At 69.6% G+C, this 11,827-nt stretch carries 8 protein-coding genes; 3 read left to right on the top strand and 5 right to left on the bottom strand.

The features are described from left to right. Positions 1-251 precede the first annotated feature (251 nt). Entirely contained in the window at positions 252-1,352 is a 1,101-nt protein-coding gene (locus KEG57_RS41645) for a LysM peptidoglycan-binding domain-containing protein (protein WP_272459545.1), read from the bottom strand. Positions 1,353-1,436: 84 nt separating this feature from the next. On the opposite strand from KEG57_RS41645, the gene KEG57_RS41640 reads away from it, so the two are divergent. Then, positions 1,437-1,922 (top strand): hypothetical protein, encoded by a 486-nt coding sequence (locus KEG57_RS41640; RefSeq protein WP_272459544.1) that lies wholly within the window; start codon positions 1,437-1,439, stop codon positions 1,920-1,922. Between the two features lie 3 nt (positions 1,923-1,925). On the opposite strand, the gene KEG57_RS41635 is transcribed toward KEG57_RS41640, so the two are convergent. The 3 genes from KEG57_RS41635 to KEG57_RS41625 all read right to left on the bottom strand — a co-directional run bounded on the left by KEG57_RS41635 (position 1,926) and on the right by KEG57_RS41625 (position 6,404). Further along, a complete protein-coding gene (locus KEG57_RS41635; RefSeq protein WP_272459543.1) occupies positions 1,926-3,128 on the bottom strand; it encodes an NAD(P)/FAD-dependent oxidoreductase in 1,203 nt (400 codons plus the stop codon). Positions 3,129-3,209: 81 nt separating this feature from the next. Next, positions 3,210-3,608, bottom strand: a complete 399-nt coding sequence (locus KEG57_RS41630) for a TetR/AcrR family transcriptional regulator (RefSeq protein ID WP_272459542.1) — start codon at positions 3,606-3,608, stop codon at positions 3,210-3,212. A gap of 543 nt (positions 3,609-4,151) precedes the next feature. Continuing rightward, complete coding sequence (locus tag KEG57_RS41625) at positions 4,152-6,404, bottom strand: glycoside hydrolase family 3 N-terminal domain-containing protein (protein ID WP_272459541.1); 2,253 nt, start codon at positions 6,402-6,404, stop codon at positions 4,152-4,154. A gap of 158 nt (positions 6,405-6,562) precedes the next feature. Between KEG57_RS41625 and KEG57_RS41620 the strand changes: the two genes are divergently transcribed. Together KEG57_RS41620 and KEG57_RS41615 are read left to right on the top strand one after the other, a co-directional pair. After that, a complete protein-coding gene (locus tag KEG57_RS41620) occupies positions 6,563-7,834 on the top strand; it encodes a hypothetical protein (protein ID WP_272459540.1) in 1,272 nt (423 codons plus the stop codon). Beyond that, a complete protein-coding gene (locus KEG57_RS41615) occupies positions 7,831-10,689 on the top strand; it encodes a PQQ-binding-like beta-propeller repeat protein (RefSeq protein WP_272459539.1) in 2,859 nt (952 codons plus the stop codon). The genes KEG57_RS41620 and KEG57_RS41615 overlap by 4 nt, the downstream gene beginning before the upstream one ends. A 332-nt stretch (positions 10,690-11,021) precedes the next feature. On the opposite strand, the gene KEG57_RS41610 is transcribed toward KEG57_RS41615, so the two are convergent. Further along, positions 11,022-11,789 carry a hypothetical protein gene (locus KEG57_RS41610; RefSeq protein ID WP_272459538.1) on the bottom strand — a complete coding sequence of 256 codons (768 nt, stop codon included), beginning with the start codon at positions 11,787-11,789 and terminating at the stop codon, positions 11,022-11,024. Positions 11,790-11,827: the final 38 nt, after the last annotated feature.

Raw genomic sequence — 11,827 nt, 5'->3', positions numbered from 1 at the left:
CTGCGCGATGCGCAGTTCATCGAACAGGCCGAGTCAAGACCAGCGACGACCCTGCCAACCGAGACCGCTGCAACCGGCAACGCCGTCCCTGGTCTTGCCACCGGCCTGTGGAAGAACTGCGCGATGCGCAGTTCTTCCACGAACGGTCCAGGGCTTGCCCTGGTTCGGGTCGAGGGGCGAACAGCCCCCGCGGGGCCCGGGGCAGCGCCCCGGCGCGGCGGCCCCAAGAAGAGACCAACTCCGGCGACGGCCTAACGTTGCTTCGGGCTGGACAGCCACACGATATCGATATCGTGTGAGCGCCCGAAGAGCACCTTCCCCTTCCCCACCGAGGCTTTGCTCGGAAGGAAGCCCAAGGGGAGCACACGCCCCGTGCTCGCGTCCCCGAAGCGGGCGTCGGGCAGGGTCTTCTTCCCCGCGTCCGTGCGAATCGTGACGGTCGTGCCGTCATCGACGCGCGAGATCGCGAGGACCGTGGCGGATTGCGCGGGCAAGGTGCGCGGGGCGAGCGGGTCGAAAGGCAGCTCGTAAAACTGGCCTTCGCCGGCGCGAGCGCCCACGATCTCGCGGTCGACACGAAGGTTCGTCGGGTCGAACGTGCGCTCCACGAGGTGAAGGGCCGGACCCTTCAGCGGATGGGTCACTTCTTCCCAGTGCGCCGAAGCGAGGTGGCACTCGTTCCCCACGCGAACGAGCGCCGTTTTCGCGGTGAACGTGCCACTGTCGTAGCGGAACCATTCCCGGCCGTCGCGGACCACGATGAACTCGCGATACTCTTGGCCGAGCCCGTTCGACACGGCCCCCAGCGTCGAGAGCATCACCTCGGGCGAGCCGTCGCTGTCGAGGTCGGCAGACGTCACGTCCACGAAGCTCGATCCCCACGGATTCCACATGGAAATGCTTGCGGGCAGGCGCAGGGTTTTCCCGTTCGTGGTGAGAGATATCGTCGTCTCCGCCTGGTCGTCCCTGCAAAGGCACGCGCGCCCGCCTCCGGGGCCGGTCCCGCAATACGCCTCCGTGCATCCCTTTTCCTGGGCCGCGACGAGCTTCCACGGCGTGACCGGACACATCGCGCGCGGCCGCGCCGGAGCCCAGGGCACGTAGCGCGGGAGCTTCCGTGTCGAGGGCACGTCCGGCAAAACGAGGCCGTACCGATGGAAATGGTCCTTGTCCTTGATGCCGTTCAGGCGCGCGATCTCCTCGACCGGAATCCCGAATTTCGCGGCCACGTGGGAGAGCGTGCGCGGATTCTCGTAATACGCGAGCCCCGCTTTGGGATCCTTCGGCGCGGCGGCGGCCGTGGCCAGCGGCACGAGCGCGAGGGCGAGCATCGAAACGAGAAATCGCCGCATGGGAATGCCGTTCCCTAGCACGGTGGCAGGCGCGCGTACAAATATGTGGCCGCCCGTTCGGTTCCGGGTAACATCCGCCGCACGATGACAGCCTCCCCCAACCGTCTCCCCATCGTTCTCGTGGCCGCCGCCCTGCTCGCGGCCCTCGGCCTCGGCTGCGAAGAGCCCAAGCCGGGCACGCCCGTCACGTTCGATAACGTCTGCGCCGCCGAGTTCGACCCCACCATGGAGAAGGGCCTGAACGTCACCAAGAAGGTGACCATCGAGGGCTATGTCGGCGCGCCTCGGAGCATGCTCAAGGTCTGCAGCGACACGTGTGACTTCGACCTCTTCTCCGAGCCTGGCAACAAGGGCAAACGCGTGAACGCCGACGTGCCGGTCGGAGACGGCAAGAATCAGATCGAGAGGCTGCCGAAGAATTTCACGGACAAGGACCTCAAGCTCCACACGAAGAACGGCAAGGTCGTGGGCGTGGGCTCGAAGGTGCGGATCACCGGTGGACGCGCGCCGGCTGGGGGCAAGCGCGAGGCCTGCGCGCTCTGGCAGGTGAGCCTCATCGAGGCGCTCTGACGCTCATTGCGGGATGGCGAGCTTCTGCACGGCTTCCCACGCCGTCGCATCCACCACGTGCTGCCGGTGCTGCCGGGTTTGCTTCACCATGTTCCACCCGAGCACCCCAATGACCTTCCCGCGGCTCCCATAAAGCGCGACGAACTGCCGGAGCGCAGGATCTCCTTCCACGATCGCCACCTCGGCGTCGGCGCCGACGAAACCGTGCACCTGGATCTTGGCATCGTATTGGTCTGTCCAGAAATACGGCACCGGCGTGTACGGCCGATCCTTTCCGAGGATATTGGCCGCCACCGCCATGGCCTGTTCGACGGCATTGGTCCGGTTCTCCAGCCGCACCCCCGTTCCGAGCCCCTCGTGGTGCCACCGCGCCACGTCGCCGACGGCGTAAATGCCCGCCGCCGCCTGGCACCGCGAATCACACACGATTCCATCGGCCAGCTGAAGCCCACTCCCCGCGAGCCATCCGATTGCCGGGCGTGAGCCAATCGCCACCACGACCACGTCCGCAGGCAACACCTCGCCGTTCGCCAGACGGACGCCATGGACCCGTCCCTCCGCGCCGAGCAGCTCCTGCACGCCGATCCCGAGACGAAGCTTCACGCCCTGATCCTCGTGGAACTTCGCCAGATACCCGCCCACCTGCAATCCGAGCTGATTCGCGAGCGGCGCCGATTGCGGGCCGACCATCGTGACCTCGAGGCCCATGCCCCGCGCGGTCGCGGCGATCTCCGTGCCGAGCACGCCGTCGCCCGCGACGACCACCCGTGGCCCCGCGAGCAAATCCGCGCGCAGCGCGAGCGTGTCGTCCACGGTGCGCAGCACGTGCACGCCCGCCCATGCCTCCTGCCCTGGCAGCCGACGCGCCTCGAGACCCGTGGCCAGCACGACGACGTCCGCGCGCAGGCTACGTCCCGAGGCGGTCGTGACCTCGCGCGCCGCGACGTCCAGGCGAATGGCGGCGTCCCCGAGCACGAGCTCGACATCGAGCTTCGTGAGCGCGCTCTCGGGGCGGAGCTGCGCTTGCTCGGGTTTCCAGGCGCCGGACAGCACCTTTTTCGACAGCGGCGGCCGGTCGTAGGGCAAGTGCCGCTCGGCGCCGAGCAGCGAAAGCCGGCCCTCATACCCTTCGCGCCGCAGCGCCTCCGCGACAGCGAGACCGCCCGCGGAGGCGCCCACGACGAGCACACTCGACGGGGTCGTCATTGGCCTGCCCCGCAGCACTTGTCCAGATCCACGATCACGCGCATGGTCATTCTCCTCTCACCCGTCCTAAAGAAGCTCGTTTCATTGTTCCGTCGTGGAGACCGGCGCGAGCCATAACCCGACGATCGCGTCCACGAGCCCCACCGCGGCGGCCTCCCAGGTCGCGCGCGGCGTCGGCGTGCCCCGCTTGCAGCGCGCGTTCTCGCTCGGCGCAGATGTGCACGATGAGCTGGCCTCGCTGATCACGAGCTGCCGGAGCGCCGGGTCCGTCGTCACCTGGGCCATGAAGCGAAAGACCGACCTCGTGCTGGTGCCGAAATGGTAACCGACGGCGAAGTTGTTCCCCTGTCCTGCGGCCTCGCTCACCTGTCGGTTCGAGACCGCCGCCACCCCGTGCTCGGCGAAGAGCCGCTCCGCGGCGGCGAGGATGACCTCGCGCGTCTCGCTTCCGTGCGTCTGCCTGATCCTCGGGCCGACCATGATCCTTTATCAGTGTACCAGAATTTCGGTCAGCCCGCCCACGACCACCCCTTCGCGGCGAGGCAATCCGACGTCCGTGCCCATCAAGACCTCCGGAGGGAGGTTTGAGGCGCATGACTGAAGAAGTCAAGTGACTTAAACGAAGGCATGGACGGGACGCCCCCTCGCTCCGCGGCGCCCGAGATCGGCCGGCGGAAAGGTTGCCGCGTTGGGGCCGCCGCGCCGGGGCGCAGCCCCGGGCCCCGCGGGGGCTGTTCGCCCCTCGACCCGAACCAGGGCAAGCCCTGGACCATTTGGGGAAGAACTGCGCGATGCGCAGTTCTTCCCACAGGCCGGTGGCAAGACGAGCGACAGCGTTGCCGGTCGCAGCGGTCTTGATTGGCAGGGCCTTCGCTGGTCTTGACCTGGCCTGTTCGATGAACTGCGCATCGCGCAGTTCATCGACCCCGGGTCCAGCGCTTGCGCTGGTCCAGGTCCAGGGGCGGATAGCCCCTGGTGGGGTCTGGGGCAACGCCCCAGCGAAGCGGCGCCTGGGGGGAATCGTCATTCGAGGATCCACGATCTGGAAAGGCCGCCGATCGACACCTCGAACCGCCCCGGCTCCACGACGCGCGCCATCCGGCGGTCGTGGAGCGCCAGCGCATCGAACGGGATCCGAAAGTGGACGACCCGGCTTTCCCCCGGCGAAAGCCGCACTCGCTGAAAGCCGGCGAGTTGCCGCACCGGCCGGGTCACGCTGGAGACGACGTCGCTCACGAACATGAGCACCACCTCATCAGCCTCGCGGGGGCCGGCGTTGCGGACGATGACGGAGACCCAGGCGGCTTCCCCTTGCCGGATTCGCTCGGGAACCCGCAGGTGCGAATACACGAACCGCGTGTAGCTCAATCCATGGCCGAATGCGTAAAGCGGCGCGGAGCTCTCGTCGACGTACGCCCCCTCGGCCGACGGTGGGTGATTGTAATGGACGGGCAACTGGCCCACGGAGCGCGGAATGGAGATGGGTAGCCGGCCGCTCGGGCTCACGTCGCCGAAGAGCACCTCCGCGACGGCCCGGCCCCCGACGAGGCCCGGTTCGAAGGCTTCGAGCACGGCGGGGACGTTCTCGGCGATCCACGGAATCGCGAGAGGTCGACCGTTGACGAGCACCACGACCGTCGGCGTGCCCGTCGCGACGACCGCCTGGACGAGCTCCAGCTGCCGGCCCACGAGCGTCAGATCGGCGCGATCGGCGCCCTCGCCGCCGGTTCGCTCGCGCCGCCGCCGGTCGAGCACGCCGGCCTCGTCGTACCGCGTCTCGTTCTCTCCGAGCACCACGATGGCCACGTCCGCATCGCGGGCTTGTTCGGCGGCGCGCGCGAGGGCCTCGTCCGTCTCTTCGAACACCCGGCCCGGATTCACGAATCGAACCTCCGTCGCCGGAGACACCGCCGCGCGAATGCCTTCCAGCACGGTGATCACGTTCTCCGCGGGTTGAGGCGCACTCCAGTCCCCGAGCAAGGCCGTATTGTCCGCATTTGGCCCGGTGACGAGGATCTTCTTCAGGTTCTTGCGCAAGGGCAAACGGTTTCCCTCGTTCCGCAAGAGCACGATGGACTTCCTCGCCGCTTCGAGGGCCACCGTGAGGTGCCCCGGCGCCGCGAGCACCGAGGAGGCGCGCGATGCGTCCACGTACCGCTGCTCGAACAAGCCGAGCGCGTGCTTCACCCGCAGGATACGTCCCGCCGCCTCGTCGATTCGCCATGCGGGGACGGTGCCCTCCCGCACGAGCTCGAGGAGCGGCTCGGAAAAACCCTCGCCGTGCATGTGCATGTCCACGCCGGCGAGCACCGCCTGCCGGATCGCGTCCTTCTGCGACGCGGCCACGTGGTGCGTGGTGTGGAGCATCTCGATGCCCTCCCAGTCGCTCACGACGAACCCACGAAAACCCCATTCGCGCCGGAGGATCCGCGTGAGCAGCTCGTCCGAGGCATGGCTCGGCACCCCATTGACGTCGTTGTACGCCGCCATCACCGAGAGCGCGCCCGCCGCCACGCCGGCCTGGAACGGCGGGAGAAACGCCCCGCGCAACGTCCGCTCGGAGACGTCCACCGGCCCCATGTTCCGGCCGCCGAGAGGCACACCCGGGCCGAGGAAATGCTTGAGGCAAGCGAGCGTGCGGAGACGCGACCGGTCCGGGCCCTGCAAGCCGCGGACTGTGGCTCGGCCCATGGTCGCGACGACGAGCGGATCCTCGCCGAACGTCTCCGCCGTCCGGCCCCACCTCGGATCACGGGCCACGTCGAGCACCGGAGAAAACGCCCAATGCATGCCCGTGGCCCGCATCTCGTGCGCCGTGATCTCCGCGCTGCGCTCCACGAGATCGTCGTCGAACGTCGCGGCCATGCCGATCGGCGTGGGAAAGATCGTCGCGCCGCGCACGGGGGCGAGGCCATGCACCGCGTCGATGCCGAAGATCAGCGGAATTCCGAGCCGAGCGCGCGAGGCCTTTTCCTGGAGCGCGTTCGCCTCCTCGGCATCCGTGACGAACAGGAAAGAGCCGACGAGCCCCCGCGCGAGCAGATCATCGAGCTTTTCTGCGAGATCGGGGGAATCGATGCTCCGGGCGTAGATCGGCGCGATGTACTGGTTCATCTGACCGACCTTTTCTTCGAGCGTCATGCGATCGAGCAGCGCGCGCACCTGCCGATCTTCCAGGGAGCCCGACGGAGGCGCCGTGGTCTCCGATCGGCCACCACATCCGAGCAGCGAGGCGAGCAGCGCGAGCCCGATTCCCCCGAACGTCCGCCGCCGCATCTCTCCCCCCTTTGCCCGTTCTCCGAGCCCGTGCCCCTGAGCCCCCACGCTTGGTCATGGCTCGCGCCCCGCCTTTCGTAAATGCCTCGCGCCTTCGGCGCGCACGCGAGATGCGCATTGACGAAACTTCCCGGATCGTCGACCTTCCCTCCTTCCCCATGGCGCGTGTCCTTGCCTCGTCCCTCGCGCTGGTTGCGCTCTCCGCGTGCAGCGGTCCGCCGCTCCCGCCACCCCTCCCGACCCCCGCGGAGCCGCCCCCGCCCAAAGAGACGGCCGCGCGCCCCGCCGGGCCGCCGAAATTGAGCCTCCTCCAGGTCGACGAGCCCTCCGCCGTGGCCCTCGCCGCGGGCCCGGTGGCCCCGTTCGCGGGCCGCTTCGAGCCTGTGCCGCTGCCGCCGCAGATGCCCACGATCGTCAGCGTGGACGCGCGCAATGAGCGCGACGTGTGGATGGTCGCGGCCGACGGCCACGTGCTGCGCTGGGACGGCGCGCGTGTCGTCGATCGCGGCACGCCCCAGTGCTTCACCGATAGCTGCTGCGGCACGCTCGTCGATTGCGCGAAGCAGCCCGCCATGTGCGCCAAGCAGGCGGTGGAGAACTGTCAGCCCTTCGGCCCGAGCTGCGCGCTCCCGGTCACGTGGAGCTCGATCCGTTTCGAGGCCGACGACGTGATCGTCCGCGCCATCGTGGAGACGGGCGGCATGCGCGCGAGCGTGGTCGAGTCGCGGCTCGGCAAGAAGGGCCGCTGGGCGTGCGAGCAAGGCGCGGACGACTACGTCTACCCCGGCTCGGCCGGGCGCGGCGACGGCGCGCATGCCGCCGAGATCTCGGTCGACGGCGCCTCGCTCCGCCTGGAGGGCTCCGCCGTGCTCGTCAATGCTTATGGCGGCAATCTGCTCCTCCTCGACGGCCGGCGCGTGCCCCTGCCGAACGACTTGGGATACGGACCCGACGCGCAAATCGCGGCGCGCGCGCCCGACGACCTCTGGATCTGGGTGTCCGGCGACCGCGCGTGGCGTGGCAATGGCCTCTCCTGGACGCCGCTCGCGCTCGGGCTCGCAGCGGTGAACGACATCTGGTTCGACGCGAAAGAAGCCGCGTGGATCCTCGGCGCCGAGGTCGAGGGAAAAGAGCAGCTCGTCCGGTGGGACGCCGAGAAAGGCGGCGGGCAGCGCTTCGAAACGCCCGGCGCCACCTCCAGGAAGGGCGACGGCAAGGACTTCTGGATCTTCGGCGAGAAGGCGCTCTATCGCTGGGACGGCGCCGCGCTACGCCGCGCCGCGCCTCCACTTTTGATCCAGCACGCATGGCGGAGCCCCTCGGGGGAGCTCTGGCTCGTGGGCAGTGATCCGACGGCCAAGACGACACAAGGCGACGAGGAAATCCGCATGGGCGCCGTATTCCGCGTGCCGGGAGGGCAGAAGCCGTGAGGCGTGCGCTCGTCCCCCTGCTCCTCGCCAGCGCGTGCAGCGCCGCGCCGCCGCCGCCGCCCTCCGCGCACGTCCCTTCGCCCTCGGCTTCGGCCAAGGCTTCCGCGGCCGCCCCCGCGCCTGCGTCTCGGTTGCCGTGGATCGAGCTCTCCGGCACGGACGCCAAGACGGTGCTCACGGGGTACGACCCCGACGGCGACGAGCTTTACGAGGTGACGATCGGGTGGGCGCTCGCGGTGCTCGGCGCGCCGGACGGCGGCGCCTACGCCGTCGTGATGGAGCAAGCGCCGAAAAACCCCTACACGCCCGTCGTCCTCCGCATCGACGCGCGCGGCCAGGAGACATGGAGGACGTCGCTCGAAAAGGGTGGTTTCACCTGGCGCCTCTTTCTCGCCGGCCCCACGGGCACGGAGCCTGCGTCGTCCAAAGGCGACAGAGATCGCCTGTTCGCGTTCGAGTTCTCCGGCCGGAACGCCCAGGGCAAGAGGCACCTCTACGTGCTCGACGCCGCCTTTGGCAAGCGCCTGCGGGATGTCGACCTCGCCTTCTCCGACATCGATGCGCGCGGCGGCGTGATGGTCGTCTCCGACGGGAGCCACGTCTCCCGGATCGGACCGGACGGCGAGCCCGTGTGGAGCGTGCACGTCGGCCGCTTTCCTTCGCTCGATCCGACCCTGCCCGAGGGCCCCCGCAGGGTCGCCGTGGGCATGGACGGCACGGTGCTCACGGGCACCTCCGACGGCTCGCTCGTCGCGCTCGATGCCGCGGGCAAACCGCTCTACCAGCTCGGCGTGCGCGGCTCCATCTCCCGCATCGAAGCCCGCGCCGGCGGCAGCTTCCGCGTGCATACGGACGACGGGGCGGTGCTCGTCGATCGCGGCGCTGTGCTGGAGACCGCAGAATCTCGGCCGCCAGGGGGCGTGCGCGTCGTCGACAAGCGAAAAGGCAAACCGACCGAGGAAACCCCCGCGACCCCGCCGGTGCCCTGGAAGCCCACGATCGCCTATCGCGCCAAGCGGGAAGGCCTCTCCCCCGAAAAACCTTTCGAGCACGTACAATCCGTCGTCGCGGCCGCGCCGAACGACGTTTGGGTGCTCGGCAAGCGCGAGCGGGCCCCGGGCGAGGACGCCGATCGGCTCTTCCATTACGACGGCCGGACCTGGTCCGACCTCGGCGTGCCATCGATGAGTTTTCCCAAGGAGGTGTTTGCCGAAGGCGTACCGGCGCGCGTGAGCAGGTTCGTCCCCTTGAACCTCTCGCGCAGCCCGTCGGGCGCGCTGCTCGTGCTCGGCGTGCGTGTCGGGGGCGCCGTGCGGCCGTGCGTGCTCGAACGCGCGGGTTCGGCCTATCGCGAGCGGCGCGAGCTACGCGCCGCCTTCGCGAACATCGAGATCGAATACGGAACGAAGCTGTCCCACACGGCGAGCCCCGGCGGTCGCGAAGTCCTGTGCAGCAGCGATCCCGCGGTCTGCGTCGAATTCGGCCGCGGCGTCACGCCGAAGATCGTCCCGGATGGCGAGGGCCTCGAGATCCCCGATGTCCTCGGCGACCACGAGAGCCCCGTCCCATACAGGTCCACGTGGGCCAGCGGCCGGGACGACGTCTGGGTCATGGGCATCGAAGGCGAGGTCGCGCGCTTCGACGGCCAGCGCTGGTGGCACATCCTCGGGATCGAGCGCATGAGCGGCCTGTCGCTGACCGGAAGCGGCCGCGGTGACGTGTGGGTCTACGGCGAGGCCGGCCTCTGGCACATCACGCCCGACCCGCGGGCCGAGGCCGATCTCGAAGGCACGCCTTCACCTCCGCCGCCGGCGGCTTCTCCGAGCCTCGCGCTCCCCATCACGGGCGCCGATCCGTCCTACCGCCTGGAGCGCGTGGTGCTCGACGTCGACGGCCAGAAGCCGCTCCGCGCCGCCCTCCACGTCGCCGAGGGCCCGGGCGGCGTCGTCTGGCTGCACGACGGCGCGCGCGTCGTCGAATACGACGGCGCCCGCACGCGCGTCCTCTACCAGGCGCCCAAGCCGGAGCCGTTTTTCTGCTGGTACGCGCCCGAGCCGGATTGCAACCTCTGCGCGCAATGCACCGAGCGAAAACCGAACGCGCTCGGCTGCCAGCGGTGCGTCGCGCCGACCGCCGCCGGCGAGGGCGCGCTGCTCGCGCCGGAGGGATGGCACCCGGTCCGCGGCGGACGCGCGTCCCCCGAGCCCACACCCCTCGCGGATCTGCTCTCCGTCACCGTCGCGCCCTCGGGCGCCATCTGGGCCGTCTCCGCGGCCGACGACGACGGTCCGCACGCGATGATCCAAGGCCCGCGCGGCATCCGCCTCGTGACGGGCCTCCCGCCCGCGGCCTACGCCGACGTGGCCGTCCGGGCCGACGACGACGCCTGGTTCGCCGGCGGCCTCACGGGCGCCTCCATGTCCGACGGCCGCATCTTGCCCGAGGGCGAGGGCACACTCGTCCGGTTCGACGGCCGCACGTTCACGCGGCACCGCGGGCCCGACGGCGCGCTACTCTCCGTGGCGGCAGCGGGGCCCGGCGAGGCGTGGGCAGTCGGCCTCGCCGGCGCGGTGCTCCACGCGAAAGGCAACACCGTGGAGGCATTCCACCTCGAGCGCGAGGGCGGCGTGCGGCACCCGGTCCTACTTCGCGGCGTGGCGGCCACGAAGCCGAACGACGTGTGGATCGTGGGAGACGGCGCGACGCTCCTGCACTGGGACGGCAAGGCCCTGCGCCGCGTGGACACGAGCGCGGCCGGGAAAGAAGCCACGCTATCGTCGGTGATCGCGCCCGGGGCAAAGCCTGGATGGGTGGTCGGCCCCGGCGGGCTCTTTCGGATCGTGCCGGCGCGGTAGGTAGAAGGCGCCGCGCTGGGGCTTTGCCCCAGGCCCCAGCAGGGGCTATCCGCCCCTGCACCCGGACCAGCCAGGGGCTGGACCCAGGGTCGATGAACTGCGCGATGCGCAGTTCATCGAACAGGCCGAGGCAAGACCAGCGAAGGCCCTGCCAATCAAGACCGCCGTGACTGGCAACGCTGTTCCTGGTCTTCCAACGGGCCCGTTGGAAGAACTGCGCGGAGCGCAGTTCTTCCACCCTCGGTCCAGGCCGTGCCTGGTCCGGGTCGAGGGGCGGATAGCCCCCGCGGGGTCCGGGGCAGAGCCCCGGCGCGGCGCCCCCAACGGGCTGCTCAGCTGCCCTGCGCGGGCGCCTCGTCGTCCTTCTTCGCGCGGCGCTTGTACAGGGCCGACAGCTCGAATTCTGTCGCGATGGCCGACTCCCCGAGCTCCCGCGCCGCCGCGTCTGCGGCTTCCCTCGCTGTGCGCGCGAGGCTTACGATGATTCCGTCGATGAGGTCGAGTGTCTCGGTCTCCACGGGCGTCCCCCGTGGCTGCGCCTTTGCTTTTGCTGCGTCGCGGAGTGCCTGTGCGCGGGATTCGAGGTCGAGGGTTGCTTGTGGCCCGCCGCGGGACTTTGCGGCGTCGGCCACGGCGGGCTCCTTCAGGGCGGCTCGCAGGGCATCGAGCTGCTTGGCCAGCCCTTCGGCGTCGTCGGCGGCCACGGACTCCTGATCGAGCAGCACGACGATCCTTTGGACGGCTCCCGCTTGGCCGGCGAGGAGGAGCGCGCGTTTGGATCCGGCGAGCACCGATCGGGCGCGCAATCGAATCCCCTGCCCGTCCCGCATTGCCGTTGCGTGTGCCGCTGTGTCGACTTTCTTGTTCGTACGCTTTGCCTCGCGCCCCACGCCTGCCTCGATGAGCAGATCTCGCGCATCTTTCAATTCGGCGGCGTCCTCGGGCGCGAAGCCGAAGGCCGCGAGCTTCGGGCCGTGGGTCAGGTATGCATTCAAGGTCTGATTTGCCTGATCCAGCGTGTCCTCGGAGCCGAATTTCTCGCCATCCTTGATGAAGGTCGCGCGGGCTTCCTTAGAAAGAATCGTCAAATCGAGCGCCATGTGGAACGTCCTCCCTGGAGGTGGCGCACGCTACATGA

The organism is Polyangium jinanense (assembly GCF_028435365.1).
This window is presented reverse-complemented; position numbering and strand designations above follow the sequence as displayed.